Annotated in this window: 26 protein-coding genes; 21 read left to right on the top strand and 5 right to left on the bottom strand. The window is 71.2% G+C overall.

Going from position 1 to position 26,603, the window contains the following annotated elements; genetic code table 11:
* The first annotated feature begins 42 nt into the window (after positions 1 to 42).
* The 11 genes from AC07FA_RS22650 to AC07FA_RS22600 all read left to right on the top strand — a co-directional run bounded on the left by AC07FA_RS22650 (position 43) and on the right by AC07FA_RS22600 (position 12,155).
* Positions 43 to 2,145, top strand: a complete 2,103-nt coding sequence (locus tag AC07FA_RS22650; RefSeq protein ID WP_479077759.1) for a tetratricopeptide repeat protein — start codon at positions 43 to 45, stop codon at positions 2,143 to 2,145.
* A 143-nt stretch (positions 2,146 to 2,288) separates the two neighbouring features.
* Complete coding sequence (gene ald, locus AC07FA_RS22645; RefSeq protein WP_479077799.1) at positions 2,289 to 3,404, top strand: alanine dehydrogenase; 1,116 nt, start codon at positions 2,289 to 2,291, stop codon at positions 3,402 to 3,404.
* 369 nt (positions 3,405 to 3,773) lie between these two features.
* Positions 3,774 to 4,892 carry a ParA family protein gene (locus tag AC07FA_RS22640; protein WP_479077758.1) on the top strand — a complete coding sequence of 373 codons (1,119 nt, stop codon included), beginning with the start codon at positions 3,774 to 3,776 and terminating at the stop codon, positions 4,890 to 4,892.
* Positions 4,889 to 5,482 carry a hypothetical protein gene (locus AC07FA_RS22635; protein ID WP_479077798.1) on the top strand — a complete coding sequence of 198 codons (594 nt, stop codon included), beginning with the start codon at positions 4,889 to 4,891 and terminating at the stop codon, positions 5,480 to 5,482. The genes AC07FA_RS22640 and AC07FA_RS22635 overlap by 4 nt, the downstream gene beginning before the upstream one ends.
* A 106-nt stretch (positions 5,483 to 5,588) precedes the next feature.
* Positions 5,589 to 6,692 (top strand): segregation and condensation protein A, encoded by a 1,104-nt coding sequence (locus tag AC07FA_RS22630; RefSeq protein WP_479077757.1) that lies wholly within the window; start codon positions 5,589 to 5,591, stop codon positions 6,690 to 6,692.
* Positions 6,689 to 7,345, top strand: a complete 657-nt coding sequence (gene scpB, locus AC07FA_RS22625) for an SMC-Scp complex subunit ScpB (RefSeq protein ID WP_479077755.1) — start codon at positions 6,689 to 6,691, stop codon at positions 7,343 to 7,345. The genes AC07FA_RS22630 and scpB overlap by 4 nt, the downstream gene beginning before the upstream one ends.
* Positions 7,345 to 8,559, top strand: a complete 1,215-nt coding sequence (locus AC07FA_RS22620; RefSeq protein ID WP_479077753.1) for a pseudouridine synthase — start codon at positions 7,345 to 7,347, stop codon at positions 8,557 to 8,559. The genes scpB and AC07FA_RS22620 overlap by 1 nt, the downstream gene beginning before the upstream one ends.
* 119 nt (positions 8,560 to 8,678) lie before the next feature.
* Entirely contained in the window at positions 8,679 to 9,332 is a 654-nt protein-coding gene (gene pnuC, locus AC07FA_RS22615; protein ID WP_479077752.1) for a nicotinamide riboside transporter PnuC, read from the top strand.
* Positions 9,329 to 10,408, top strand: coding sequence for an AAA family ATPase (locus AC07FA_RS22610; protein ID WP_479077750.1), 1,080 nt, complete (start codon positions 9,329 to 9,331; stop codon positions 10,406 to 10,408). The genes pnuC and AC07FA_RS22610 overlap by 4 nt, the downstream gene beginning before the upstream one ends.
* On the top strand, positions 10,405 to 11,136 hold the full coding sequence (locus tag AC07FA_RS22605) for an NUDIX hydrolase (RefSeq protein WP_479077749.1): 732 nt from the start codon (positions 10,405 to 10,407) through the stop codon (positions 11,134 to 11,136). Before AC07FA_RS22610 ends, AC07FA_RS22605 begins: the two co-directional genes overlap by 4 nt.
* Positions 11,133 to 12,155: an ADP-ribosylglycohydrolase family protein gene (locus tag AC07FA_RS22600; protein ID WP_479077747.1), complete on the top strand. Its 1,023-nt coding sequence runs from the start codon at positions 11,133 to 11,135 to the stop codon at positions 12,153 to 12,155. The genes AC07FA_RS22605 and AC07FA_RS22600 overlap by 4 nt, the downstream gene beginning before the upstream one ends.
* Positions 12,156 to 12,229: 74 nt before the next feature.
* On the opposite strand, the gene AC07FA_RS22595 is transcribed toward AC07FA_RS22600, so the two are convergent.
* Entirely contained in the window at positions 12,230 to 12,928 is a 699-nt protein-coding gene (locus tag AC07FA_RS22595) for a nucleotidyltransferase domain-containing protein (RefSeq protein WP_479077746.1), read from the bottom strand.
* Positions 12,929 to 12,970: 42 nt separating this feature from the next.
* Positions 12,971 to 13,399, bottom strand: a complete 429-nt coding sequence (locus tag AC07FA_RS22590; protein WP_479077745.1) for a Rieske (2Fe-2S) protein — start codon at positions 13,397 to 13,399, stop codon at positions 12,971 to 12,973.
* 210 nt (positions 13,400 to 13,609) lie between these two features.
* Here AC07FA_RS22590 and aroH point away from each other — a divergent pair, with 210 nt between their 5' ends.
* The 5 genes from aroH to der all read left to right on the top strand — a co-directional run bounded on the left by aroH (position 13,610) and on the right by der (position 18,108).
* Positions 13,610 to 13,972: a chorismate mutase gene (gene aroH, locus AC07FA_RS22585; RefSeq protein WP_479077743.1), complete on the top strand. Its 363-nt coding sequence runs from the start codon at positions 13,610 to 13,612 to the stop codon at positions 13,970 to 13,972.
* A complete protein-coding gene (locus AC07FA_RS22580; protein WP_479077742.1) occupies positions 13,969 to 15,054 on the top strand; it encodes a prephenate dehydrogenase in 1,086 nt (361 codons plus the stop codon). Before aroH ends, AC07FA_RS22580 begins: the two co-directional genes overlap by 4 nt.
* A gap of 101 nt (positions 15,055 to 15,155) precedes the next feature.
* Positions 15,156 to 15,872: a (d)CMP kinase gene (gene cmk / locus AC07FA_RS22575; protein WP_479077741.1), complete on the top strand. Its 717-nt coding sequence runs from the start codon at positions 15,156 to 15,158 to the stop codon at positions 15,870 to 15,872.
* Positions 15,869 to 16,570: a lysophospholipid acyltransferase family protein gene (locus AC07FA_RS22570; RefSeq protein ID WP_479077739.1), complete on the top strand. Its 702-nt coding sequence runs from the start codon at positions 15,869 to 15,871 to the stop codon at positions 16,568 to 16,570. The genes cmk and AC07FA_RS22570 overlap by 4 nt, the downstream gene beginning before the upstream one ends.
* A 68-nt stretch (positions 16,571 to 16,638) precedes the next feature.
* Positions 16,639 to 18,108, top strand: a complete 1,470-nt coding sequence (gene der / locus AC07FA_RS22565; protein WP_479077738.1) for a ribosome biogenesis GTPase Der — start codon at positions 16,639 to 16,641, stop codon at positions 18,106 to 18,108.
* A gap of 72 nt (positions 18,109 to 18,180) precedes the next feature.
* Here the strand turns inward: der and AC07FA_RS22560 are convergent, their stop codons facing one another.
* Together AC07FA_RS22560 and AC07FA_RS22555 are read right to left on the bottom strand one after the other, a co-directional pair.
* Positions 18,181 to 18,477, bottom strand: a complete 297-nt coding sequence (locus AC07FA_RS22560) for a hypothetical protein (RefSeq protein ID WP_479077736.1) — start codon at positions 18,475 to 18,477, stop codon at positions 18,181 to 18,183.
* 137 nt (positions 18,478 to 18,614) lie between these two features.
* Positions 18,615 to 19,397 carry a hypothetical protein gene (locus AC07FA_RS22555; RefSeq protein WP_479077735.1) on the bottom strand — a complete coding sequence of 261 codons (783 nt, stop codon included), beginning with the start codon at positions 19,395 to 19,397 and terminating at the stop codon, positions 18,615 to 18,617.
* Between the two features lie 266 nt (positions 19,398 to 19,663).
* On the opposite strand from AC07FA_RS22555, the gene AC07FA_RS22550 reads away from it, so the two are divergent.
* The 4 genes from AC07FA_RS22550 to AC07FA_RS22535 all read left to right on the top strand — a co-directional run bounded on the left by AC07FA_RS22550 (position 19,664) and on the right by AC07FA_RS22535 (position 23,218).
* A complete protein-coding gene (locus AC07FA_RS22550; RefSeq protein ID WP_479077734.1) occupies positions 19,664 to 20,158 on the top strand; it encodes a transglycosylase family protein in 495 nt (164 codons plus the stop codon).
* 105 nt (positions 20,159 to 20,263) lie between these two features.
* Positions 20,264 to 21,547, top strand: a complete 1,284-nt coding sequence (locus tag AC07FA_RS22545; protein WP_479077732.1) for a glycosyltransferase family 4 protein — start codon at positions 20,264 to 20,266, stop codon at positions 21,545 to 21,547.
* Between the two features lie 86 nt (positions 21,548 to 21,633).
* Entirely contained in the window at positions 21,634 to 22,593 is a 960-nt protein-coding gene (locus AC07FA_RS22540; protein ID WP_479077730.1) for a helix-turn-helix transcriptional regulator, read from the top strand.
* A gap of 409 nt (positions 22,594 to 23,002) precedes the next feature.
* Positions 23,003 to 23,218 (top strand): I78 family peptidase inhibitor, encoded by a 216-nt coding sequence (locus AC07FA_RS22535; RefSeq protein WP_479077729.1) that lies wholly within the window; start codon positions 23,003 to 23,005, stop codon positions 23,216 to 23,218.
* Positions 23,219 to 23,325: 107 nt separating this feature from the next.
* Here the strand turns inward: AC07FA_RS22535 and AC07FA_RS22530 are convergent, their stop codons facing one another.
* Positions 23,326 to 24,327 carry a phosphatase PAP2 family protein gene (locus AC07FA_RS22530; RefSeq protein ID WP_479077728.1) on the bottom strand — a complete coding sequence of 334 codons (1,002 nt, stop codon included), beginning with the start codon at positions 24,325 to 24,327 and terminating at the stop codon, positions 23,326 to 23,328.
* A 533-nt stretch (positions 24,328 to 24,860) separates the two neighbouring features.
* On the opposite strand from AC07FA_RS22530, the gene AC07FA_RS22525 reads away from it, so the two are divergent.
* Positions 24,861 to 26,570 carry an MFS transporter gene (locus tag AC07FA_RS22525; RefSeq protein WP_479077727.1) on the top strand — a complete coding sequence of 570 codons (1,710 nt, stop codon included), beginning with the start codon at positions 24,861 to 24,863 and terminating at the stop codon, positions 26,568 to 26,570.
* Positions 26,571 to 26,603 lie beyond the last annotated feature (33 nt).

Raw genomic sequence — 26,603 nt, 5'->3', positions numbered from 1 at the left:
AGTTCCGGCGGGCACCGCGTGCAGCGAAGTGGAGCGTGGCTCGTGACCGATCAGGCGGTGGACACCAGCGGCCCGGCCGGAGCAGCGGGGACCGAGGAGCCGTCCGGTGCCGTCCCACCCCAATTCTTCGGGCGGGAACGCGAGTTGAAGGAGCTCCGGGCCGATATCGAGCGGGCCGGGCTGGATACGCTCGCGGGGCGGGGGAGCGCCCGGGCCAGGGTGCTGCTGATCGCGGGCCGGCCGGGTTCGGGCCGCAGCGCGCTGGCCGCCGAGCTCGCTCGGCGCCTCGCAGGCTCCGCTTCCTCTTCCGCTTCGGGTTCCGGTCCGGCCCTTTCGGGTGACTATCCCGACGGTGTGCTGCGGGTGGGGCTCACCGACCCGGACGGCCACCGGGTCCCCACCGAACGTACCGCCCGCGACATCCTCGGCCTGCTCGGTGTCACCGGCCCGCCCGGCGCCGACGAGGACGAACTCTCCGAGATGGTCCGCGAGGCCCTCGCCGTACGCCGTGTCCTGCTCCTGCTCGACGACGCGGTGGACGCCGAGCAGGTCGACCCGCTCCTGCCCGACAACCCGGACTGCCTGGTCGTCGCCACCGCGACGGGCCCGCTCACCGGAATCCCCGGCGTCCGCCCCTGCACCATCGGCGGCCTGGACGCGGGCTCCGCGGTGCAGCTGCTCGGCCGGATCATCGGCGAGGTCCGCATCACGGTCGACCCGCGCACCGCCGAGACACTCGCCGAGGAGTGCGGCGGGCAGCCCGCCGCACTGGTCCTGGTCGGCGGCTGGCTCGCCGCCCATCCCCATGCGTCCGTGGCCGATGTCACCAAGCAGGTGCACGAGCTGCCGGACGACGTGGAGCAGCCCACCGGCGCGCGGCCGCTGGCCCGCGCGTTCCGCTTGGTCTACGAGTCCCTGCCGCAGGCCGCCGCCCGGATACTGCGACTGCTCGCCCTCGCGCCCGCCGGACTCGCCGACGCCCACACCGCCTCCGCGCTGGCCGGCTGTTCCGTGTCGGCGGCCCAGTCGACGCTGGACGACTTCGTCGGCCTCGGTCTGCTGCGTACGAACGGTGCCGCGCTCCCGCAGTACGAGGTGCCCGGCTGTCTGGCTCCGATGCTGCGCGCGCTCCTGGAGGACCGGGAGAGGCCGGCCGAGATCCAGCTGGCCAGGGCCCGGATGCTGGAGCGGACCGTGCGCCGGCTCCAGTCCTGCCGGGCGGTCACCGACCCGGAGGACTCCCCGTCCCAGCGGAAGCTGGCCGGGCTGCCCCGGTCCCTGCGGTTCTCCCATGCCGAGTCGGCCGCCGCATGGCTGCGGATGCGCCAGCCCGCCCTGCTGGCCTCGGCCAGGATCGCCGTCGAGGACGGGGAGCTGGACACCCTGGCCAGGAGGCTGGTGGCCGCACTCGTACGGGCGCTGGCCGTGCACCGGGGGACCGAGGCGGCGGCGCCGGAGCTGTACGGGCTGCACCAGCTGGTCCTGGATGTCGCCGAACGCCGCGATCTGCCGCGCGAGAAGGCCGCCGCTCTGCTGAATCTCGCCGATCTGGACGCCAGGACCGGCCGTACGCAGGATGCGCTGACCCGCTACCGGGCCGCACTGGACGCCGGACGCGAGGCGAAGGACCTGTACGCGACCGGTCGCGCGATGGAATCCGTAGGCGGGGCCTACGCCGAGCTCGGCGACTTCCACCGTGCCTCCGACTGGTACGGCCGGGCGCTCGCGCAGCGGCTCACCCAGGGGGAGCGCGCCGACGAGGCGCGGCTGTACGGGCGCCTCGGCGCGGTCCACACCTATGCCGGGCGGTACGGCGAGGCCCTGCGGAACTGGCGGGCCGCCGCGGCCGGGTACCGCAGGCTCGGTGACCTGCCCGCCCAGGCACGGGCGCTCAGCGAGGCCGCGCGGGTGCAGGAGTACGCGGGCCGCCCGCAGGAGTCGCTCCACACCTGCCGGGAAGCGGTGGAGCTGGCGCGGCAGGCGAAGGACGTGCGGCTTCAGGCGGCGCTCCAGCTGAGGCTGGCCGACACGCTTGACCGGCTGGGAGACCCCGCGGCGGCCAGGTTGCACCGGGGTGCTGCCGACAGATTGCTTGGTGAGGAAGGTTCTGCCTACGAAATCCGCAGTGCTTCGGCTGAAAGTTAATGCTTTGTAAGGCTAGACAGCGCGAAGTCCTTCATTAAACTGGCTCCTGCCGCGTGTCACTGCGGTGTCTCCATTTATGCTGGGTGTATCCGGGTATCCACCGCTATGCCCGGACCCCCTCCGAGCCAAGGACCGTGATCGACGTGAAGGTCGGCATCCCCCGCGAAGTCAAGAACAACGAGTTCCGGGTGGCGATCACCCCTGCCGGAGTGCATGAGCTCGCCCGCCATGGCCACCAGGTCCTGGTCGAGCGGAACGCCGGCGCCGGCTCGTCCATCACGGACGAGGAGTACATCGCCGCCGGAGCGCAGATCCTGGCCACGGCCGACGAGGTCTGGGCCGCCGCCGACCTGCTGCTCAAGGTCAAGGAGCCGGTCGCCGAGGAGTACCACCGCCTCCGCAAGGGCCAGACGCTCTTCACCTACCTGCACCTCGCCGCCTCCCGCGAGTGCACCGACGCCCTGCTCGAGTCGGGCACCACGGCCATCGCGTACGAGACGGTCGAGACCGCCAACCGCGCGCTGCCGCTGCTCGCCCCGATGTCCGAGGTCGCGGGCCGGCTGGCCCCGCAGGTCGGCGCCTACCACCTGATGCGCTCGGTCGGTGGCCGTGGTGTCCTGCCGGGCGGCGTCCCGGGCACGGCCGCGGGCAAGGCCGTCGTCATCGGCGGCGGTGTCTCCGGCTGGAACGCCACGCAGATCGCGGTCGGTCTCGGCTTCCACGTCACGCTGCTCGACCGTGACATCAACAAGCTCCGTGAGGCCGACAAGATCTTCGGCACCAAGGTGCAGACGGTCGTCTCCAACGCCTTCGAACTGGAGAAGGCCGTCGTCGAGGCCGACCTCGTCATCGGCGCCGTTCTGATCCCCGGAGCGAAGGCCCCGAAGCTGGTCACCAACGAGCTCGTCGCCAAGATGAAGCCCGGAAGTGTACTTGTCGACATTGCAATCGATCAGGGTGGCTGCTTCGAGGACTCGCACCCGACGACGCACGCCGAGCCGATCTTCACGGTCCACAACTCGGTCTTCTACTGCGTCGCCAACATGCCGGGCGCCGTGCCGAACACCTCCACGTACGCGCTCACCAACGCCACGCTGCCCTACATCGTGGAGCTCGCGAACCGGGGCTGGGTCGAGGCCCTGCGCCGTGACGCCGCGCTCGCCAAGGGGCTCAACACCCATGACGGGCAGGTCGTTTACCGCGAGGTGGCCGAGGCTCACGGCCTCGACCACGTCGAGCTGAACACGCTTCTCGGCTGACGGGTCAACTCCTCCCGTCAACCTCACGCGTCCGGCCGGACCTTGCCGAGCAAGGTCCGGCCGGAGGCATGTCGGGGCCCTGTGGGGTGTCCGTTCAACTCGCCTCGAACGTAACCCTTTACCCGTTTCGTGCCCCCGCGAAATGTGCGGCTTGTTCTCCGTGCACCCTTGACAGAGGGGTGTTCGATTGCCGACACATCGGGCCGGGTCCGGCGGATTGTGTTGCTGCGGACCGGTGACACGCCATAGAGTCGCCAATCGTCGGCATGGTGCCACGCTGACCTATCGATAAGTTTCCTGGTCACATCCAAGGAGGTAAGACGACTTGTGAATGAGTCGACATTTACTCCTGGGGGTGGTCAGCCAGGGATGCCCGCGCGGGGTCTGAGCCCGATCGGGCTCGAAGCTGTCGGCTCCGTCGCTGTCCGCACCTTCGCCACTCACCAGCACATGACGACAGCCCCCCAGACGATGGACGGCCTACACGTGAACGCCACGGCCGGCAACGAGAGTGGTCGCAAGTCCGACCACTTCGCCGACTTCGCCGAGGTGCCCGAGGGGCACTTCTACGACCCCGATGCCGAGTACGAGCCCGATCCGGAGTACGCGGCCACGCTCGCACCCGACGCCGCACGCCAGCGCCGCGAGCGGATCGGTCCCACGGGCCGCCCGCTGCCGTACTTCCCGATCCCGGGCCCGCTGACCGATCACGGCCCCGCGAAGATCATCGCGATGTGCAACCAGAAGGGCGGCGTCGGCAAGACCACGTCGACCATCAACCTGGGTGCCGCCCTCGCGGAGTACGGACGACGCGTCCTGCTCGTCGACTTCGACCCGCAGGGTGCCCTGTCGGTCGGCCTCGGGGTCAACCCGATGGAGCTCGACCTCACCGTCTACAACCTGCTCATGGAGCGGGGCATGTCGGCCGACGAGGTCCTGCTGAAGACCGCGGTGCCCAACATGGACCTGCTCCCGAGCAACATCGACCTCTCGGCCGCGGAAGTGCAGCTGGTCAGCGAGGTGGCCCGCGAGTCCACCCTGCAGCGCGCCCTCAAGCCGCTGATGGCCGACTACGACTACATCGTGATCGACTGTCAGCCCTCGCTCGGCCTGCTCACCGTGAACGCCCTGACGGCGGCTCACAAGGTGATAGTGCCGCTCGAGTGCGAGTTCTTCGCGCTGCGAGGTGTGGCACTGCTCACCGAGACCATCGAGAAGGTCCAGGAGCGGCTCAACCCGGAACTGGAGCTCGACGGCATCCTCGCCACCATGTACGACTCCCGCACGGTGCACAGCCGCGAGGTGCTCGCGCGCGTCGTCGAGGCATTCGACGACCACGTCTACCACACGGTCATCGGACGCACGGTGCGCTTCCCGGAGACCACGGTCGCCGGTGAGCCCATCACCACGTACGCCTCCAACTCGGTCGGTGCGGCCGCCTACCGTCAGCTCGCCAGGGAGGTGCTCGCCCGGTGTCACGCCGAGTGAGTCTCCCGGGGGCCGACGAACTGTTCCGTACGACCGGGGGAATGGGCCTCCAGGCCTCCTCACCCGCGGAGCGGCGACGCAAGGCGAACGGTGAGGCACGCGTGCCGGCGCCGGCCGGGGAGAGCGACTCCCGGACGGACGCGCCGGGACAGAGCGGGGGACCGGCAGGAGCGGGGGGCGGTTCGGCCGACCCGTCCCGCGAGGAGCACGCGGCGGCCGACGCCGACGGGAACGAGTCGCGCAGCCGTGGCGGCGAGGCCGACCGTGCCGCACCGGCCGGTTCGTCCGGGCCCCGCCCGGCGTCCTCGCAGGAGCCCGTCCCCGCCGTGCAGCAGCAGCGCAGGCGCGGTGGCGGGCGCGGTGCGAACCGCAGGCCCAGCGGCCGCGAGCGCCACGACGAGAAGATCACGGTCTATGTGTCGGCCGAGGAACTGATGGACCTCGAACACGCCCGGCTCGTCCTGCGCGGCGAGCACGGGCTCGCGGTCGACCGCGGACGCATCGTCCGCGAGGCCGTCGCGGTGGTCCTCGCGGACCTGGAGTCGCGGGGCGACGCGAGCATCCTCGTACGGCGCCTGCGCGGCCGCTGAGCGGAGCGGCGCCGGTAGCCTGCCCGGGAGGGCCGCCGACCGGGTGGCCCGGCCCTCGGGCACGGGCCACCGCCCGCCCCTCTCCCCGCCGCACCCCTGGACCGCGATGCCGACGACCGACGACGCCGCCCGCCCGCCCCGCCGGACCCTCGGCCGCGGGCCGGGCGCCGCGCACACGCCGGCCTCGTCGGCCCCGTCGCCCTCCGGACCACCGGGGGACACCGACGCCGCCGTACCGGCTCCCGCGCCGGAGGCACCGGCCCCCGCGGACGGGACGGCCGAAGCCGTCCCCGCGACCGCCCCCGGCCCCGCCCCCGTGCCCGACGCGCCGCGCGAAACGGTCCCGGCGGAGCCCGGCGAGGCCGACGGCAAGCGGTTCACCGTGCGGCTGGTGAACTTCGAGGGGCCCTTCGATCTCCTGCTCCAGCTGATCTCGAAGCACAAGCTCGATGTGACCGAGGTCGCCCTGTCCAAGGTCACCGACGAGTTCATGGCGTACATCCGCGCCATGGGCCCGGACTGGGATCTCGACCAGACCACCGAATTCCTCGTGGTCGCCGCGACCCTGCTGGACCTCAAGGCCGCCAGGCTGCTTCCCACCGCCGAGGTGGAGGACGAGGCGGACCTCGCACTCCTGGAAGCGCGCGACCTGCTCTTCGCCCGGTTGCTGCAGTACCGCGCGTACAAACAGATCGCCGAGATCTTCCGGACCAGGCTGGAGGCCGAGGCCCGCCGTTATCCCCGTACCGTCGGCCTCGAACCGCACCACGCGGAGCTGCTGCCCGAGGTCGTCATCAGCATCGGCCCCGAGGGTTTCGCGAAGCTGGCCGTGAAGGCGATGCAGCCGAAGGCCGAGCCGCAGGTGTACACCGACCACATCCACGCTCCGCTGGTCAGCGTGCGGGAACAGGCCGAGATCGTGGTCGTACGGCTGCGCGAGGCGGGCGAGCTGAACTTCCGCGACCTCACCGACGACGCACCGGACACTCTCACGGTCGTGGCCCGGTTCCTCGCGCTGCTGGAGCTGTACCGGGAGAAGGCCGTCACCCTCGACCAGGAGGAGGCGCTCGGTGAGCTCGTCGTGCGCTGGTCCGGCGGCGAGAACGCCGCTCCCACCGTGACGGACGAGTTCGACCAGGAGATACAGGAGAACCAGGAGATCCAGGAGATCGACGAGACGCACGAGGAAGCAAAGGACGTACCGGCATGAGCGAGCAGAGCCACGAGGAGGGGCAGGGGACCGCCGTCGCCGGCCTCGACCTCAAGCCCGCCCTGGAGGCGGTCCTCATGGTCGTCGACGAGCCCGCCACCGAGGAACACCTCGCCAAGGTGCTCCAGCGCCCCCGCAGGGCCGTGGCGGACGCTCTGCGGGAACTGGCCGACGAGTACACCGTGCAGCGCCGTGGATTCGATCTGCGGCTCGTCGCGGGCGGCTGGCGCTTCTACACCCGCCCGGAGTACGCGGAGGCCGTCGAGGGCTTCGTCCTGGACGGCCAGCACGCACGCCTCACCCAGGCGGCTCTGGAGACCCTCGCGGTCGTCGCGTACCGCCAGCCGGTGAGCCGATCCAGGGTCTCCGCGGTGCGCGGAGTCAACTGCGACGGCGTGATGCGGACCCTCCTCCAGAGGGGCCTGGTGGAGGAGGCGGGCGCGGAACCCGAAACAGGTGCGATCCTGTACAGGACGACGAACTACTTTCTGGAGCGTATGGGCCTGCGAGGCCTGGACGAGCTCCCGGAGCTCGCGCCCTTCCTCCCGGAGGCGGACGCGATCGAGGCTGAGACGCTAGAGGGTGTGCCGTCGTTCGATCCGGACGCACCGGACACCCCGGATACTCACGCAGACGACAAGACGGAATTTTGATGCGAAGCAGTGGCAGGAACAGCGGAAGCGGCAGCGGCAGCGGCAAGAGCGGCGGCAACCGGGACAACCGGGGTGCCGGCGCCGGCCGCGGCTCCCAGCCGAGGACCGGTGGCGGGCGCGATGACCGTGGCTCCCAGTCGAGGACTGGCGGTGGGCGCGATGACCGTGGCTCCCAGCCTAGGACCGGTGGCGGGCGCGACGACAAGCAGGAGGAGAAGCGTCTCCGCAAGCCCCGTCCCGAGCAGCGCCGCTACGACGTGGGCTCCGACAAGCCGGGCGGCGACGGAGGCCCCCGCAAGGGGCGCGGCGAGGCGGCACGCGGCGGAGCCAAGGGTGGCCCGAAGGCCGCACAGCACGTGACCAAGGGCGGACGCCGTGTGGGCGCCCCGTCCCGTCCGCGCGAGCTCGACGCCAAGATCGAGCAGCGCAACCGTGACCGGTACGCGGACAAGCCCGAGATCAAGACCCCCAGGACGAACCCGGGCGCCGAGCAGGAGGGCGAGCGTCTGCAGAAGATCCTCGCCCGCGCCGGCATGGGTTCGCGCCGGGCGTGCGAGGAGCTCATCGAGCAGGCCAGGGTCGAGGTCAACGGCGAGATCGTCCTGGAGCAGGGCAAGCGCGTCGACCCGACGAGGGACGAGATCAAGGTCGACGGCCTGACCGTCGCGACCCAGTCGTACCTCTTCTTCGCGCTGAACAAGCCGGCCGGTGTCGTCTCCACCATGGGTGACCCGGACGGCCGTCAGAACCTCGGTGACTACGTGAACAACCGCGAGACGCGGCTGTTCCACGTCGGCCGTCTCGACACCGAGACCGAGGGCATCATCCTGCTCACCAACCACGGCGAGCTGGCCCACCGTCTGACGCACCCCAGGTACGGCGTGAAGAAGACCTACCTGGCCGCCATCCAGGGCCCGCTGCCGCGTGACCTCGGCAAGCAGCTCAAGGACGGCATCCAGCTGGAGGACGGCTACGCCCGCGCCGACCACTTCCGGGTCGTCGAGAACGTCGGCAAGAACTACCTGGTCGAGGTGACCCTCCACGAGGGCCGCAAGCACATCGTCCGCCGGATGCTGGACGAGGCCGGCTTCCCGGTCGAGCGGCTCGTGCGTACGTCCTTCGGGCCCATCCCGCTGGGCGACCAGAAGTCCGGCTGGCTGCGTCGGCTCACCAACACCGAGGTGGGCATGCTGATGAACGAGGTCGGTCTGTAACCGCACTCCTCAAGGGGCCCGCGTCCGGCTCCTGTTCGTCTCGAACAGGAAATCGGCCGCGGGCCTTTTGCTGTCGCCGTTCCTCCTTTATAGTCAGAATGACTATAAAGGAGGCGGGCGTGAGTCTCGCGGACATTCTCGATCCCCTGCAGCAACCCCTGGTGACGGTCCTCGGTACGCCGGTCAGCTGGACCGAGGTCCTGGGCTTCGGCAGCGGAGCGCTCTGCGTCTGGCTCGTGGCCCGCCAGCACCTCGCCAACTGGCCGATCGGCATCGCCAACAACCTCTTCTTCATCCTGCTGTTCACGCAGGCCGGCCTCTACGCAGACGCCGGCCTCCAGATCGTCTTCATCGCCCTCGCCGCGTACGGCTGGTGGACCTGGACCCACGGGGGTGGACCAGGTACGCGGGTCCTGCCGGTGCGCAGCACCACCCGCACCGAATGGACCTGGCTGCTCACGGCGGGGGCGGTGGGGACACTCGCCCTGACCCTTCTGCTCTCCCGGGCCACCGACTCGACGGTCCCGTTCTGGGACGCGCTGACCACGTCGCTCTCGCTCATGGCGACGTACGGACAGTGCCGCAAGCGGGTGGAGTCCTGGTGGCTGTGGATCGCCGCCGATGTGGTCTACATCCCGCTGTACGCGTACAAGGAGCTCTACCTCACCTCGCTCCTGTACGCGGGCTTCCTGACGCTCTGCCTCATCGGCCTGCGTAACTGGAGTCGCGAACTTGCTCCCAAGGCACCGGAATTGACGGGGGCGTCGGCATGAAGCGCTACGAACACGGCCTGGTCCTCGGCAAGTTCTACCCGCCCCACGCCGGTCACCACCACCTCGTCCGCACCGCCCAGGACCGCTGCGAACGGCTGACCGTCCTGGTCTGCGCCGCCTCCGTGGAGTCCGTCCCCCTCGCCGACCGGGTCGCCTGGATGCGGGAGATCCACCCGGAGGCGACCGTGGTGGGCGCCGTCGACGACACCCGCATGGACCTCCACGACCCGGCCGTCTGGGACGCCCACATGGCCGTGTTCACCGAAGCCGTCCCGGAGCGGGTCGACGCCGTCTTCACCTCGGAGTCGTACGGGGACGAGCTGGCCCGCCGCTTCGGCGCCGCATCCGTCTGCGTCGACCCCGACCGCACCGTGTTCCCGGTCTCCGGCACGGCGGTGCGCAAGGACCCGGTCGGCTCCTGGGACTTCCTCGAACCGCCCGTACGGGTCGCGCTCACCCGCCGGATCGTCGTCCTCGGCGCCGAATCCACCGGCACCACGACGATGGCCAGGGCCCTCGCCGAGCACTACCGCGAGCGGGGTGGCGTCTGGGCGCGAACCGGCTGGGTCGCCGAGTACGGACGGGAGTTCAGCGAACAGAAGCTGGCCGCCCTGCGCCGCCTGGAGCCGGGCGCGCAATGGGAGGACGTGAACTTCACCACGGACGACTTCCCGCTGATCGCCGCAGCCCAGAACGCACGGGAGAACGCGGCCGCCCGGACCGGCTCCCCGGTCCTCTTCTGCGACACGGACTCCTTCGCCACCACTGTCTGGCACGAGCGGTACGTCGGCGGACGCAATCCGCTCGTCGAGCGGACCGCCGACCTGGTCGGCCACCATCTCTGGCTGCTCACCGACCACGAAGGGGTCGCCTTCGAGGACGACGGGCTGCGCGACGGCGAGGAACTGCGGCCCTGGATGACGGACCGGTTCCGCGCCGAACTCACGCGGACGGGCCGGGAGTTCATCGAGCTGTCCGGCCCTCACCCCGAACGCCTCACCACGGCCGTGGCGGCCGTGGACGCCCTGCTCGCCAGAGGCTGGGACTTCGCCGCGCCGCTCCCGGAGCGGCGATGAACACGGCTCCCGAGGGCTACGACCCCCATGCCTTCGCCCCCTTCGCTGTCACCGTCGACCTGGCCGTCTTCACGGTCCGCGGCGCACGGCTCCATGTGCTCCTCGTGGAGCGGGGCGGGGAACCGTACAAGGGCCGATGGGCGCTGCCGGGCGGCTTCATCCTGCCCAGGGAGTCCGCGGAGGAGGCCGCCCGCCGGGAACTCGCGGAAGAGACCGGCCTCACCCAGGACACCGTCGGCGGCCTCCACCTCGAACAGCTCCGCACCTACACCGAACCGGACCGGGACCCCCGGATGCGGGTCGTCTCCGTCGCCTACGCCGCGCTCCTGCCCGACCTGCCCGAACCGCGCGGCGGCGGGGACGCCACGCACGCCCAGTGGTGGGACGCGAGCGAGCCCGGCGACCTCGCCTTCGACCACGAGCGCATCCTCGCCGACGCGTACGACCGGATCGGCGCCAAACTCGAGTACACCTGCCTGGCCACCGCGTTCTGCCCCGCCGAGTTCACGCTCGGCGAGCTCCAGCAGGTCTACGAAACGGTCTGGGGCGTCGAGCTCGACCGCCCCAACTTCCGGCGCAAGGTCCTGGCCACGCCCGGCTTCGTCGAAGCCGTCGAAGGATCGCCGCGCCGCACCGGCGGACGGGGGAAACCGGCCGCCCTGTACCGGGCGGGTGCCGCTGCCGCCCTGCACCCTCCACTCCTGCGCCCGGAAGGACGAAACGGATGATCGTGACGAGGACGATGACCAAACAGGCCGCCACGGGGGCCCTGACCGGGCTCGCGCTGGGGGACGCGCTGGGCTTCCCGACCGAGTTCAACGATGTGCCGTCCATCCTCGCGAAGTGCGGGCCGTGGCGGCAGATGGCCCTTCCGACGCCGGCCCTCGTCAGCGACGACACCCAGATGACGCTGGCCCTCGGACGGGGCATCCGTACCGCGATGGACAGCGGGCTGCTCACGCCCCTGCGGCTCGTCGGACCGATGCGCGAGGAGTTCGTCAGCTGGTACCACCACCCGGACAACAACCGGGCCCCCGGCAACACCTGTCTCCAGGCCTGCCGCCTGCTCGACGGCGACCGGGCCTGGCAGGAGGCCAGCCAGACCCGCTCCAAGGGCTGCGGAGCGAACATGCGGGTGGCGCCGGTGGGGCTCGTACCGGGGCTCAGCGAGGAACAGCGCGCCGGGGCCGCGCAGCTCCAGGCCGCGCTCACGCACGGCCACCCCACGGCGCTGGCCGCCTCCGACCTGATGGCCCGCGCGGTGTTCCTGCTGGCACAGGGGGCGGAACCGCTGGGACTGGTCGGACAGCTGCGCAGCTACGCGTACGAGAACAGTGGCCGCTACCTCACGCGCTGGCTGGGTGACCTGTGGCGGTACGCGGGCGATGCCACCCCGGAGGCGTACATCCGGCGGGGCTGGGACGAGTGCCTGGCCGCGCTGGCGAAGGTCCAGGACGCGTTGCGTGATCCGTCCCCCGAGACCGACCCGTGCGAGGTGACCGGCGACGGCTGGATCGCTGAGGAGGCCCTCGCCACGGCCCTGCACTGCTTCCTCCTCTTCCCCGAGGAACCCCTGACCGCTCTGCGCCGGGCGGCCTGCACGCGGGGTGACTCCGACTCGCTGGCCTGCCTGACGGGGGCGTTGTCGGGGGCGCATCTGGGGGCGGGGGTGTGGCCGAAGGAGTGGTCGGAGCGGATCGAGTACCGCAGCGATCTGCTGTCGTTGGGGGCGCTGTGGGATGCGTGATCGTCGTCGTGTGGTGAGGGGGCCGTCCTCAAGCGCCGGACGGGCTGGTTCCGGCGCCCCGGACCACCCACCGCTCAGACGGACAGGGACGCCGATGCCCGGCGGGTCCGGATCAGGAAGTCCTCCACCCGGGCCCGGTCCGGGGCGGGCGGCAGCGGGGTGGTGAGCGCCGCCTCGGCGTTCTCCTCGGACAGGCGGGTCATCCGGCGTTCCACCTCGGTCCAGGGGACCTCGCCGCGTCTGACCGCGAGCAGGTCCTCGCGGGCCTCGCCGACCTCGATCGTCAGCCGGCCCGTGCGCAGGAGATCCCGGCTGCTCGTCAGGAGCCGGAGCAGATGCATGGCGTGCTTCCACCGGGGCGCCCCGTACAGCCGTACGTCCGCGTCCAGCTTTCGGCGCTGGCCCAGGGCGTAGCCGGCGAAGCTCTGGTGGGCGAGGCGGGACAGGAACGCCCCGCGCAGGTCGAGCAGTTCCCGGCCGGTGGCGTCGATCCGTTCGACGAGCGGCGAGTGCAGGCACTCCAGCACATTGGGATTGGCGCGCAGCGCAAGCTCGCAGACGCGTTCCAGCTCCCAGGAGAACTGCTCGTCCGAAGGCCCCTCGATGTGCGTCGGCGGCTTGTCGAAGCGCCAGAACAGCGGGGTGGGGGCCAGAAAGACACCCCGCCGGTCCGTATCGCTGCCGGCCGTCGCGAGACCGAAGGCGCGGGAGCCCATCACACACGAGTAGACCGTGTGATCGCGGACGAGAACCTCGGCTTCGGGGGTGATCATGCCGAGAGGGTACGCGCGGCGGGGGCGGCCGGCGCCACTGGTTTACGTGAGCCGGATGCTGCCCCCGGAGACGGTGATCCGCTCGGCGGGCAGCGGACGCGGCGCGGGCCCGGCCTCGACGGCGCCGTCCGTGATGGCGAACCTGCTGCCGTGGCACGCGCAGTCGATCGTGGCGTCGCCGACCTTCGAGACCGTGCACCCGGCATGCGTGCAGATCGCGGAGAAGGCCTTGAACTCACCGGCCTTCGGCTGGGTCACCACCACTTTCCGCTCCTTGAAGACCGTGCCGCCACCGACCGGGATGTCGGAGGTCCTGGCGAGCTCCTCACCGGGGGCCCCGGTTCCGGACGCCGGGGCGTCCGGGGGCGGCGTGCTGTCCCCGCCGCCGTCCCCGGACGACCCGCAGCCCGTCGCCAGTGCGGCCGCGCCCGCCGCTCCCGCGGTCAGGACTGTCCTTCGCCGTGCGTTCATGGCTCTCCTCGTGTGGGGACTCCCCGTCGCGACGATCGTTGCGCCACGGAACGGAATGGCGAAGCAACCCGAGGGGTGTGTTCGCCGCGCGATTCGGGCCACCCGCCGTCTCACGGACAGAGCGGCGTGACCATGGTCTCCGCCACCCCTCTACGCTGAATCGCAGAGGCGCACACCGAGCGCGCCCGGTGAAGAAGCGAGGAGTACGACGTGGCGGTACGAGCGGTCCGCGGAGCCGTCCAGCTGGAGCGGGACGAGGCCGGACACATGGACGAGCGGGTCGGCGCCCTGCTCACCGCCATCCTGGAGCGCAACAGCCTCGTCGCGGACGACCTGATCAGCGTCTGGTTCACGGCCACCCCGGACCTCCACAGCGACTTCCCGGCCGCCGCCGCCCGCGGCCTCGGCATCGTCGACGTACCGCTGATCTGCGCGCAGGAGCTCGACATCGAGGGGGCCATGCCCCGCGTGGTCCGTATCCTCGCCCATGTCGAGACCGACCTCTCCAAGGCCGGGATCAGCCACGTCTACCTCGGCGCCACCGGCGCCCTCCGCAAGGACATCGCCCAGTGAGAACAGCCGTCGTCATCGGTACCGGCCTCGTCGGCACTTCCGCAGCGCTCGCCCTCGCCGGGCGGGGCGTCCACGTCCACCTCGTCGACCAGGACCCGTCGTCGGCCCGCACCGCGGCGTCGCTCGGCGCCGGTACGGACGAGGCGCCCGAAGGCCGTGTGGACCTGGCGATCATCGCCGTGCCGCCCGCGCACACCGCTTCCGTCCTGGCCACGGCCATGCGGGAAGGCGTGGCGCGCGGCTACCTCGACGTGGCGAGCGTCAAGGGCGGCCCGCGCCGCGAACTGGAAGCACTCGGCACCGACCTCACGCCCTACATCGGTACGCACCCGATGGCGGGCAAGGAGCGCTCGGGCCCCCTCGCGGCCACCGGGGACCTGTTCGAGGGCCGCCCCTGGGTCCTCACCCCCACCCGGGACACGGACACCGAGGTGCTCAACCTGGCCCTGGAGCTGGTCGCGCTCTGCCGCGCCGTACCGGTCGTCATGGACGCGGACGCCCACGACCGTGCCGTCGCCCTCGTCTCCCACACCCCGCAGCTCATCTCGTCGATGGTTGCCGCCCGCCTGGAGGAGGCCGACGAGACGGCCGTACGCCTCTGCGGGCAGGGGATCAGGGACGTCACCCGTATCGCGGCCTCCGATCCCCGGATGTGGGTGGAGATCCTGTCCGCCAACCCGGGGCCGGTCGCCGATGTGCTGGCCGGGGTCGCCGACGACCTGGACGAGACGGTCCGGGCGCTGCGTGGCCTCCAGTCGGGCGACGAGGACAAGCGCCGGGCGGGCACCGAAGGCATCGAGGACGTCCTGCGCCGGGGCAACGCGGGCCGGGTCCGGGTGCCGGGCAAGCACGGGGCGGCCCCCGCCGCGTACGAGATCGTGGCCGTGCTCATCAGCGACCGGCCGGGCGAGCTCGCCCGGATCTTCGCCGACGCGGGACGGGCCGGGGTCAATATCGAGGACGTCCGCATCGAGCACGCCACCGGTCAGCAGGCGGGTCTGGTGCAGCTGATGGTCGAGCCGAGCGCGGCGCCGGCGCTCGGTGCGGCGCTGCAGGACAGGGGCTGGTCGATCCGGCAGTGAGCGGTGCCGGGCGCACGGGGTACAAGGGCCCGCCCGGCACTCGGTAACCTTGGGTGAGGCCGTCCCGTGGCCCGACTCCGCCCACCCCGTGTACCAGGAAGGTGTCCACCACCGTGGAAACCGCAGCAGCCGCCGCCCCGACCGCCCCGGCCGCGGTGATCGTCGCCATCGACGGGCCCTCCGGCACCGGCAAGTCGAGCACGTCCAAGGCCGTCGCCGCCCAGCTCGGGCTCAGCTACCTGGACACCGGCGCCCAGTACCGGGCGATCACCTGGTGGATGCTGAACAACGGCATCGACGTGCAGGACGCGGCGGAGGTCGCGACGGCCGCCGCGAAGCCGGTCATCGTCTCTGGCACCGACCCGGCCGCGCCCACGATCACCGTCGACGGCGAGGACGCCGCGGGCCCGATCCGTACGCAGGAGGTCACCTCCAAGGTCAGCGCCGTCAGCGCGGTCCCCGAGGTGCGCAGCCGGATCACCGAACTGCAGCGGACCATCGCCGCGGAAGCGGAGCGGGGCATCGTGGTCGAAGGGCGTGACATCGGCACCACCGTCCTGCCGGACGCCGACCTCAAGATCTTCCTGACCGCTTCCCCGGAGGCGCGCGCCGCCCGCCGCAGCGGTGAGCTCAAGGGCTCGGATCTCGCCGCCACCAAGGAGGCGCTGATCAAGCGTGACGCGGCCGACTCCGGCCGTAAGACCTCGCCGCTGGCCAAGGCGGACGACGCGTGCGAGGTGGACACCACCGAGCTGAGCCTTCAGCAGGTCATCGAGTGCGTCGTCACCCTCGTCGAGGAGAAGCGGGCCGCGAAGTGACCGAAGCCACGGGGGCGCCCACGCCGCGCGGAGCGGCCGTCGGGCGAGGGATCGGCATCGGGCTGATGTACGGGCTGTTCAAGCCCCGTGTTCTCGGCGCGTGGCGGGTCCCCGCCGCCGGACCCGTCATACTCGCGGTGAACCACGCTCACAACATCGACGGACCGATGCTGATGGGCACAGCGCCCCGGCCCGTCCACTTCCTGATCAAGAAGGAGGCGTTCGTCGGCCCGCTCGACCCGTTCCTGCGCGGAATCGGTCAGCTGAAAGTGGACCGTACGACCGTCGACCGCACCGCCATCACCCACGCGCTCGGCGTACTGGAGAACGGCGGGGCCCTCGGGATCTTCCCCGAGGGCACGAGGGGCGAGGGCGACTTCGCCTCCCTGCGCGCAGGCCTCGCGTACTTCGCGGTACGCGGCGGGGCGCCGATCGTCCCGGTGGCCGTCCTGGGAAGCACGGAGCGCCGGGGACGGTTGATATCAGCGTTGCCTCCGCTGCGCAGCCGGGTGGACGTCGTATTCGGCGACGCCTTCCAGGCCCAAGAAGGGGTGCGAAGCCCGGTCAAGGGTGGTGGTGGGCGACGGGCGGGCGGGAGCGGGCGGCGGACCCGTGCGGCGCTCGACGAGGCGACCGTACGAATCCAGGGCCGGCTGACCGCCCACCTGGAAAACGCCAGGCGCCTCACCGGGCGCTAGGTAAGACTTGAGTAGTGGGACGCGCTGACAGCGGCCCATCGATGATGATGTAAAGAGGAACGGACTTCATGAACGACCAGATTCACTCCGACGGCTCGGACCACGAGCACGGAGCACTTGGCGATGCCGAGTACGCGGAGTTCATGGAGCTCGCCGCGCAGGAGGGGTTCGACCCCGAGGAGGTCGAGGGCGCGATCGGTGAGGCCGGTCACGGACCGCTTCCCGTCCTCGCCGTCGTCGGCCGCCCGAATGTCGGCAAGTCGACCCTGGTGAACCGCATCCTCGGCCGCCGTGAGGCCGTCGTGCAGGACAAGCCGGGTGTCACCCGTGACCGCGTCACCTACGAGGCCGAATGGGCCGGGCGCCGTTTCAAGCTCGTCGACACCGGCGGCTGGGAGCAGGACGTGCTGGGTCTGGACGCCGCGGTCGCGGCCCAGGCCGAATACGCGATCTCGACGGCCGACGCCGTCGTCTTCGTCGTCGACGCGACCGTCGGCGCGACCGACACCGACGAGGCCGTCGTCCGGCTGCTGCGCAAGGCGAAGAAGCCCGTCGTCCTGTGCGCCAACAAGGTCGACGGACAGAGCGGCGAGGCCGACGCCACCGCGCTGTGGTCGCTCGGCCTCGGCCAGCCCCACCCGGTCTCCTCGCTGCACGGCCGCGGTACGGGCGACATGCTCGACGCCGTGCTGGACGCACTCCCCGAGGCCCCCGCGCAGACCTTCGGCACCGCCCTCGGCGGCCCGCGCCGCATCGCGCTCATCGGCCGCCCGAACGTCGGCAAGTCCTCGCTCCTGAACAAGGTCGCCAACGAGGACCGCGTCGTCGTCAACGCCCTGGCGGGCACCACCCGTGACCCGGTCGACGAGCTGATCGAGCTCGGCGGCGTCACCTGGAAGTTCATCGACACGGCCGGTATCCGCCGCAAGGTGCACCTCCAGGAGGGCGCGGACTACTACGCCTCGCTGCGTACCGCGGCCGCCGTGGAGAAGGCCGAGGTCGCCGTCATCCTGATCGACGCGAGCGAGTCCATCAGCGTCCAGGACCAGCGGATCGTCACCATGGCCGTGGAGGCGGGCCGCGCGATCGTGCTCGCCTTCAACAAGTGGGACACCCTCGACGAGGAGCGCCGCTACTACCTGGAGCGGGACATCGAGACGGAGCTCGCGCAGGTCGCCTGGGCGCCCCGTGTCAACGTCTCGGCCGTCACCGGCCGGCACATGGAGCGCCTGGTCCCGGCGATCGAGACCGCGATCGAGGGCTGGGAGACCCGCATTCCCACCGGTCGGCTCAACGCCTTCCTCGGTGAGATCGTCGCCTCGCACCCGCACCCGATCCGGGGCGGCAAGCAGCCCCGCATCCTCTTCGGCACGCAGGCGGGCACCAAGCCGCCGCGGTTCGTGCTCTTCGCCTCCGGCTTCCTGGAGCACGGCTACCGCCGCTTCGTCGAGCGCCGCCTGCGCGAGGAGTTCGGCTTCGAGGGCACCCCGATCCACATCTCGGTCCGGGTCCGCGAGAAGCGCGGCCGCAAGAAGTGACCTCGTAGGGTTCGCACGACGAAGCCCCGGACCGCTCGCGGAAGGCGAGCGGTCCGGGGCTTCGTCGTACCGTCAGTGTTCCCGTGATCCCGGCGGGAGGGCGGCGGGCTGGGTCCGTCCCGCGTGTCGGCCGACGCGCTGCCAGGAGCCGAGATTCCCGGTGTGCGTGGTCTGCCCGCCGGTGGCCTGGTGACCGCTCAGCGGAGGCCGGCTGCCGAACAGCCCGGCGCTGAAGCTCGGATAGGAGAGATTCTCCTCGCCGCTCCGGTCACCCGGCAGGGCACGGAACGATCGCCGGTACTCGGAGTACAGCGCGTCGTAGATCGGAGTCGGCGACTTCCCGCCCGATGGGTCCTGCGACGGACGCATGGCAGGAATCTGACTCTGGTACTGGCGGGAGGGGTCGTATGAGTGCACGTATGTGCCAACGACCTCGCCGCCGGTGGGATGCGGGCCCGGCGGAGAAATCCCTGTTCGGCGGGGGTACGAAGGGCGTACCGGCACGGTCACGTACCGGCCAGCGGCATCGCGGCGGCCACCAGCAGTCCGTTGACGGCGGCCTTCTCCAGGGCGTCGCGGAGCAGGTCCTCGCGCGGCTGCTGACCGATCGAACCGGCCGGGGCCGCGAAGACGAGGACGGTCTGCGCCTTGTTGGCCGCGGTCCGCCATCCTTCGGTGACCTGGAGCGGCCGGTGGGCCTGCCACCAGGCGACGGGGGTACCACCGCCGGAACCCGGCTGCAGCACGGCGTGCAGCTGCCCCATGGCGAGGAGGACCGACCAGCCGGGGAGGACGGCAGGCAGCCTGCTCACGTCGGGGGTGGGCTGGAAGCCCTGCTCCAGCAGCAGCTGGAGGAACTCGTCGCCCCCGCTGCCGTCGGTGCCGGGCCGGGCGATGGGGCCTGTCGGCTCGACCACCAGGGCCGGTCGGAGATCGTCCTCGATCAGGACGAGACCGCTGGTGATGCCGAGGACAGCCTGTTCGGGCATGAGACCCTCCGGGTTCTCCGGCTCGCTGCCGGTGATGGATCGCACCGCCCCCTGGAGCTGGTCCTCCGCGACCTGGACGACCTGCGAGGGGATGCAGGTCGCGTGAGCGAACGCGAGGACGGCGGTCTCCTCGCCGACGAACAGCACCGTGCTGGTGCGTTCCTGCTCGGAGTCGCCGGGGGTCCGGCAGGAAGTGCAGTCGTAATTGCCTGGGGCGCTGTCGCCGACGAGCAGCCGGTCGGCTTCGGCATCGCCGATCTCGGCGCGTACGTCCTCGCTGACGTCGAGCATGCGCGGCACGGGTGGCTCCTCGAACTCGGTGCGTGGGCCGGGCTGTTCCCGGCTCATGAAAGGACAACGGACGAGCCGGGGCCCGGGTCACGCGCGAAGGGGCACCGAAGTGCGGAAGTCCGGCCCGGGCGGGGCCGGCCGGTCAGGAAATCGGGTGGTGGCCCCCGGCAGGAGCAGACGGCTGCCGGGAGGACGCACACGGCCGACCGGGTGGGGCTCGCCGGTGCGCCGCGTGGCCCGGTTCCCGCACGGGCCCGGCCGCTTAGCGTGACCCGATGCCGCATCCGTTCTCCAGACCCGCAGCGCCGCCCATCTCCGTGCCGGTGGCGGCGGTCCTCCTCTCTCTCGCCCTGCTGTGCGTGCCGTCGGCCGCGCTGGCAGCGCCGCCGCCCCCGCCGTCTCCCGGAGCGCCCGCGAGCGGCTACCGGCCCGGCGGATACGCCTGCGACGACAGCGAGGGCCCGTGGGACTGCGTCGCCGCCTGCGAGAGCGGTGGCGACTGGCACGCCAATACGGGCAACGGCTACTACGGCGGGCTCCAGTTCCGGCAGTCGACCTGGGAGGAGTACGGCGGTCTCGACCATGCTCCGCGCGCGGATCTGGCCACCCGTGAGGAACAGATCCAGGTCGCCGAGGAGGTGCTGCGGACGCAGGGCTGGGGTGCCTGGCCGCACTGCGGCGCTCCCTACGACCGGTCGGGACCGGGGCCGGTCGGCCAAGATCCGGACCGACTGATTCCGGGAACAGTGCTGGTCATAGGCCTGCTGTGATCGAGCCGTGACCCGCAGTAGAACTTCTGTGTGAATGCTGTGTGCTGACCGGCCGACAAGTACAGTCCCCAGCAGACCAGTCGACCAGGGGGATACGGCGACGCAATGCACATCTCATTTCTGCTCCACAACGCGTACGGCATCGGGGGAACGATCCGTACGACGTTCAATCTGGCCGGCCAGCTGGCCGAGCACCACGACATCGAGATCGTCTCGGTCTTCCGGCACCGTGACGCACCCACGCTTGGGGCTCCCGAGGGCGTACGGCTGAGGCATCTCGTCGACCTGCGCAAGAAGAGCCCGGCCTACGACGGCGACGCGGCGGAACACGCCAGGCCCGCCACGGTGTTCCCGCGCGGCGACAGCAGGCACAAGCAGTACAGCAGACTCACCGACGCCCGGATCGCGGACCACCTCCAGTCGCTGGAGGCGGACGTCGTCGTCGGCACCCGGCCCGGCCTCAACGTCCACATCAGCCGGCAGGCGAGGCGCGGACCGGTGCGCGTCGCGCAGGAGCACCTGACGCTCGGCAGTCATCCGTACCGGCTGCGCCGCGAGATCGGCCACCGTTACGGGCTGCTCGACGCCGTCACCACCGTGACGGAGGCCGACGCCCTGGACTACCGGAACCGCCTGCGGCTGCCGGGGGTTCGGATCGAGGCCATCGCGAACAGCGTCCCGGCGCCTTCGGGCCCACCGGCGGCCTGTGAGGAGAAATGGGTCGTCGCGGCGGGCCGGCTGCACCGGGTCAAGCGGTACGACCTGCTGATCGAGGCCTTCGCGGAGGTGGCGGCCGTCCGTCCGGACTGGCGGCTGCGGATCTACGGCAGCGGTGACGCGACCGGCAACGAGCAGCAGGCCCTGCGCCGGCTCATCGACGAACTCGGCCTCCAGGAGCAGGTGTTCATGATGGGGGCGGTGCACCCGATGGAGGCCGAGTGGCCCAAGGGGTCCATCGCGGCGGTGACTTCGGACCGCGAGTCCTTCGGCATGACCATCGTCGAGGCGATGCGCTGCGGCCTGCCCGTCGTCGCCACCGACTGCCCGTACGGACCGGCCGAGATCATCGAGGACGGCACCGACGGCCGGCTGGTGCCCATAGGGGACAAGGCCGCGCTCACCGCCGCGCTGCTCGGTCTGATGGAGGACGAGGAGCTGCGCCGCCGCATGGGCCGCGCCGCGCTGGCCGCGTCCGCGCGGTTCGACCCGGCGCCCATCGCGGAACGCCATCTCGGCCTCTTCACCGAGCTGGCCGCACGGGGTGCGCGCGGCCGTTCGCGGAGCGCGCTGCGCACCGTACTGCACCGGTCGCGCGGCAACGTGCTGGACGGGGCGTACGCGCTGCGCTACAAGGCGGCCGACGTGATCCGCAAGGGGAAGGCCGCGTGAGGCCAGGCGCCGCCTGACGGCGCCCCTGAGGGAGCTGCCGACGGTTGCGGACACTGGTTGTCCGCAACCGCTGGCAGACTCACCCCATGCTGGAGACCTCCGCACGACTGCTGCGCCTGCTCTCGCTGTTGCAGGCCCACCGGGACTGGTCAGGCGCCGATCTGGCCGGCCGGCTCGGCGTCACACCCCGTACCGTCCGCCGCGACGTCGACAAGCTGCGCGAACTCGGTTATCCGGTTCACGCGAGCCCGGGCACGGGCGGCGGCTATCAGCTCGGCGCCGGCGCCGAGCTGCCACCGTTGCTCCTGGACGACGAGGAGGCGGTGGCGGTCGCCGTCGGGCTGCGCACCGCGGCCGGCCACGGCGTCGAGGGCATCGGCGAGACCTCCGTCCGGGCGCTCGCCAAGCTCGAACAGGTGCTGCCGAACCGGCTGCGGCGCCGGGTGAGCGCGCTCGGGGCCTTCACGGTGCCCATGCTGCGCGGCCCCGAGGCCTCCACAGTCGACCCCGGCGTACTCACCGAGCTGGCCGGGGCCTGCCGGGACAGCGAGCGTCTGCGGTTCGCCTACCGCGCCCACGGCGGCTCGGTCTCGCGAAGGACGGTCGAGCCGCACCGGCTGGTGTGCACCGAGCGCCGCTGGTACCTGGTCGGCTGGGACGTGGACCGCTCCGACTGGCGTACGTTCCGCGCGGACCGGATCACGCTCACCCCGCCGCACGGCCCCCGCTTCGAGCCGCGTGCCGCCCCCGCGGAGGACCTGGCGGCGTACGTCTCCAAGGGGGTCTCCTCCACGGTCTACGCGGTGCGGGCGGTCATCCGGCTGAAGGTTCCGCTCGAACGGGCGGCCGAGCGGATCTCGCCGTCCGCGGGGGTGCTGGAGGCGGTCGACGAGCACAGTTCTCTGCTGCGTACGGGGGCAGCGAGCCTCGATGTGCTGGTGATTCACGTGATGCTCATGGGCTTCGACTTCGAGGTGGTCGAGCCCCAGGAGCTCACGGACGCGATCAGAACGGCCAGAGACCGTCTCTCGCGTGCGCTGGGCTGACCGCCACCGTACCGATGCCCTGGTCCTGGCTGTCCGGAGCAGTGGATTCCGGACAGCGGGGCGGGATCGGGTCGTTGGATATGCGAGAAATATAAGTCCTACATAAGGAAGCATGAATTTCAGGTGGCGTGCACCTTTCCTCGGTGCCTTGCGGGCGGAGAAATGGCAGGTCACCTCGGAGATCCTGCCGGTCGCAATTCTCCGCCGGGTGTGGTGCGTAGATCATTCTCGGTTGTCCGCGCATAACGCGTCGGCCGTTCTGAACTGCCCGTTCGAGTGACGCTGTTCGATGTAAACGGGTGTGGGGATTCTGTGACACAAGCGTGACCGGTACGGCATGTGGGGATGCAGTACGGAGCCCCGGTATCCCGCCTTCCGTCGCGGTCCGGGGCCGCCTACGGTGGGGGGTATGGCACCTACACCGACCCCTCCCGCACAGCCGGACGACAGCCCCCAGTCGTACGTGGGCCTCGATGCCGCAGCCGCCGAGCGGCAGGCCAGGTCCCGCGGCTGGAAGACCGTCAGAGCGCTGCCGCCGGGCTCGATCATCACCATGGAGTTCATGCACGGTCGGATCAACTTCGAGGTCGACCGGTCCGCCGTGACCCGCTGCTGGGTGGGCTGAACAGGCGGCTGAGTCCGCACCGAACGAGCGAAGGCCCCGACCGGAGTCGGGGCCTTCGCTGTGCGGGGGAGAGGCTGTGCGTACCGTCCCCGCGGTTCAGGGATGGTTCAGCTGCCGCCCATGGGCCGGGCCGGGGTGGTGTTGGCCCGGGGGGCGCGGTCCGCGTGCGGCGGGCGACGGGGGCCGGCCGGAGTGACCGGGGTCCGCTCGGAGCGCGCGGTGTGCGCACGTGGCCTGGTGCTCATCGCCGGGTGACCGGCCGTGCCGAGGGGCTGGTTCGGCTCCTCGGAGCCCACGGCGCTCTCGGTGCCGATCGACTGCGGGAGCAGTACGGGCTGCGGCCCGCCGACGGTGACCGGCACGACCGGGGCCAGGCGCCTGCGCGCACGCCACCGCTCGCGCGCCGCGAAGATCCATGCCTCGGCGCGGGTGATCACCGGCTCGAACCACGGCAGGCCCAGCATGATCAGCAGCCCCGCCGCCCAGCCCAGCAGGACATCGCTGAGCCAGTGCGTACCGATGTAGACGGTGGTGAGTCCGACGCCGAGCGAGACCGTCGCCGACAGGGCCGACAGATAGCGCCTGGCCCGCGGTGTGGTGGCCAGGTAGGCGAGGATTCCCCAGGTCACGACGGCATTGGCGGTGTGTCCCGAAGGAAATATATCGCCGCCCGCGAACATCTCGGCCGAGCCGATCTGTGTCGCGTAGTGCGGCCCGAGCCGCCCGAGGCCGATCTTGACGGCGCCGACCGTCACGTTGAGCAGCAGCAGTGAGGCGCCGAGGGTGAGCAGTGGACGCAGGGTGTGCTGGCGCCAGGACCGCCACCCCAGCCAGCAGGCGACCATCACGGCGGTCGGGCCTCGCTGGCCGAGGACGACGTAGTAGTCGAGGAAGGCGTGGAGTTCGGGCCACTGCTGGTACGGCCGGAACAGCATGACCTTCCAGTCGAGGGCCACCAGCCAGGACGAGACCAGCACGGCGATGACGATGGCGAGATAGAACGCCAAAGTCCCGCCGAAGAGAGCGATGCGGTGACGACTCATCCGCGGGATCTCTATCTTCGGCGGTTCCGGCTCCCGGTCCAGACGGGCAAAGATGTCGGTACGCACCCAATGGACGTTACAGCGAGTGAGTGTGAGAGCAGGCCGATCCGGCCGCTTTGTGATGACGATGTGATGTGGACTTTGTCTCAGCAGGGCCTCAATTCCGAACGCCACGGAGAATCCCCGTGACCTTTCGTCCAATGGGTTACGCGGCTGTCTCGTAAGGGTGTTTGAACCTCCGGTAAATAAGGCCGGAGGGATCTTGTATGAATTTCTCCGGCCATTCGCGGGGTGTGTCCGTGAGGTGTCCGAAGGGTGTACCGGAGGTGCTGCCACGCGTCCGCGGCCCTGTGCGGGCACCGCTCGTACGCCCCTCCGCGGCGCCCGGCGCGGACCCGGGCAGGGGCCCGGCAGGGCGGCCCGGCGTGGCGTACGCCACACTCCGTGGCGCACCGGGGTATGAGGTGGACCACGTCTGACCACGCCGGACTCGCGTACGCTGACGGATCACTCGCCCATCGATGCCGGGCCCGAGGGATGCCGTACGCGGGGTTCCCGGTGGTCCGCCGAGCGTGAGGGACTCTCTGGGAGGTACGTACATGTCCGGGACGACCACGGCCGGAAACCGGCTGCGTGAAGCAGGCGCCGGCGCCAACCGCTGGGTCGTGCTCGTCGTCCTCTGCCTCAGCCTGCTGCTCGTCGCCCTCGACGCGACGGTGCTTCATGTCGCGGTTCCCGCGGTCACCGAGGACCTGCGGCCCAGCGCCGTGGGCCTGCTCTGGATCGTGGACGCCTACCCGCTGGTCTGCGCCTCGCTGCTGATTCTCTTCGGCACGCTCGGTGACCGGATCGGCAGACGCCGGGTCCTGCTGTTCGGTTACGGACTCTTCGGCGTCGCCTCCGCGGTCGCCGCGATGGCGGACACCCCGGCCGTACTGATAGCGGCCCGCGCCCTGCTCGGTGTCGGCGGCGCGATGATCATGCCGGCGACACTGTCGATCCTCCGCCAGGTCTTCCCCGACCGCCGCGAGCGGGCCCTCGCCATCGGGGTGTGGACGGCCGTCGCCGCGGTGGGTGCCGCCACCGGGCCGGTGATCGGCGGTTTCCTGGTCGAGCACTTCTGGTGGGGCTCGGTCTTCCTGATCAACATCCCGCTGATGGCGGTCATGCTGCCGATCGGCCGGCGGCTGCTGCCGGAATCCCGCGGCTCCGCCGACGGCCCGTGGGACGTGTTCGGCGCGCTGCTGGCCGCGGCCGGTGTGCTGGGTGTCGTCCTCGGGGTGAAGCGGCTGGGAGGTGGCGAAGGCGTACTGGGCATCGCGACCTTCGCCCCCCTGGTGACCGGTGCCGCGCTGCTCGTGCTCTTCGTACGCAGGCAGAAGCGCCGTAAGCATCCCTTGATCGACATAGCGATGTTCTCCCGGCCCGCGTTCAGCACCGCGGTGGGCTGCATCGTCCTGGCCATGCTCGCCCTGGTCGGCCTGGAACTGATCGCCGTCCAGTACCTCCAGCTGGTGCTCGACCTCACCCCGATGGAGACCGGCCTGCGGCTGCTGCCGCTGACCTTCGCCGCGATGGTGGCGGGCGCCACCGGTTCGTACACCCTGCGCCGCGTCGGCCCACGCCGGATGGTCGGCTGGGGATTCGTGCTGACGGCGGCCGCGGTGCTGCTGCTGACCCTGATGGGGCAGCACGACCGGCCCGCCCTCCTGACCGTCGGTTTCGTGCTGCTCGGCTTCGGGCTCCAGTCCACGCTCTTCGGCGCGTACGAATCGATGCTGAGCGAGATCCCCGCCGAGCGGGCGGGCGGTGCGGCGGCGATCGGTGAGACGTCCTACCAGCTGGGGGCGGGGATGGGCATCGCGCTGCTCGGCAGTGTCATGAACGCCGCCTATGCGCCGGGTCTCGCCGGGCTGCACGGCCGGGGCGTGCCCGCCGAGGCGGGAGCGGCGGCCTCGAACTCGCTGGGCGAGGCGTACCAGGTGGCGGGGCAGCTGGGCGGGCCGATGGGGGACCTGCTGCGGACCACCGCCAGGCACGCCTTCATGCACGGCCTCCACCTCACGCTGCTGGTCAGTGCCGGGCTCCTGCTGCTCGGCGCGCTGGCCGCGCTGCGGCTGCCGAAGGTCATGGACTGCACGCCGGCGGAGTCCTGCCGCCCCTGTGAACCACACATCGCCCAGCCTCGTGAACCGCGCGTCGCGGAGCCCCGGGCGGCGAGCACCGAGGAGCGTCCCCAGGCGCGGGTTCCGCTGCCGGCGCGGCGTGAACCCGCCGAGGTGACCGGCTCTGGACGAGCGGCACACTGAGCCGTAATGTCGGCACGGACGTCATAACTACCA

The sequence above is a fragment of the Streptomyces sp. NPDC045968 genome (genome assembly GCF_056430475.1).
The sequence above is the reverse complement of the archived record's forward strand: the minus strand, read 5'-3'. Positions and strand labels throughout refer to the sequence as shown.

Coding starts and splice junctions, on each gene's coding strand:
- AC07FA_RS22640 (WP_479077758.1), top strand. CDS start 3,774: ATGCCCGCGCGGGGTCTGAGCCCGATCGGGCTCGAAGCTGTCGGCTCC.
- AC07FA_RS22630 (WP_479077757.1), top strand. CDS start 5,589: ATGCCGACGACCGACGACGCCGCCCGCCCGCCCCGCCGGACCCTCGGC.
- scpB (WP_479077755.1), top strand. CDS start 6,689: ATGAGCGAGCAGAGCCACGAGGAGGGGCAGGGGACCGCCGTCGCCGGC.
- AC07FA_RS22620 (WP_479077753.1), top strand. CDS start 7,345: ATGCGAAGCAGTGGCAGGAACAGCGGAAGCGGCAGCGGCAGCGGCAAG.
- AC07FA_RS22610 (WP_479077750.1), top strand. CDS start 9,329: ATGAAGCGCTACGAACACGGCCTGGTCCTCGGCAAGTTCTACCCGCCC.
- AC07FA_RS22605 (WP_479077749.1), top strand. CDS start 10,405: ATGAACACGGCTCCCGAGGGCTACGACCCCCATGCCTTCGCCCCCTTC.
- AC07FA_RS22600 (WP_479077747.1), top strand. CDS start 11,133: ATGATCGTGACGAGGACGATGACCAAACAGGCCGCCACGGGGGCCCTG.
- AC07FA_RS22595 (WP_479077746.1), bottom strand. CDS start 12,928: ATGATCACCCCCGAAGCCGAGGTTCTCGTCCGCGATCACACGGTCTAC.
- AC07FA_RS22590 (WP_479077745.1), bottom strand. CDS start 13,399: ATGAACGCACGGCGAAGGACAGTCCTGACCGCGGGAGCGGCGGGCGCG.
- der (WP_479077738.1), top strand. CDS start 16,639: ATGAACGACCAGATTCACTCCGACGGCTCGGACCACGAGCACGGAGCA.
- AC07FA_RS22560 (WP_479077736.1), bottom strand. CDS start 18,477: ATGCGTCCGTCGCAGGACCCATCGGGCGGGAAGTCGCCGACTCCGATC.
- AC07FA_RS22550 (WP_479077734.1), top strand. CDS start 19,664: ATGCCGCATCCGTTCTCCAGACCCGCAGCGCCGCCCATCTCCGTGCCG.
- AC07FA_RS22545 (WP_479077732.1), top strand. CDS start 20,264: ATGCACATCTCATTTCTGCTCCACAACGCGTACGGCATCGGGGGAACG.
- AC07FA_RS22540 (WP_479077730.1), top strand. CDS start 21,634: ATGCTGGAGACCTCCGCACGACTGCTGCGCCTGCTCTCGCTGTTGCAG.
- AC07FA_RS22535 (WP_479077729.1), top strand. CDS start 23,003: ATGGCACCTACACCGACCCCTCCCGCACAGCCGGACGACAGCCCCCAG.
- AC07FA_RS22525 (WP_479077727.1), top strand. CDS start 24,861: ATGTCCGGGACGACCACGGCCGGAAACCGGCTGCGTGAAGCAGGCGCC.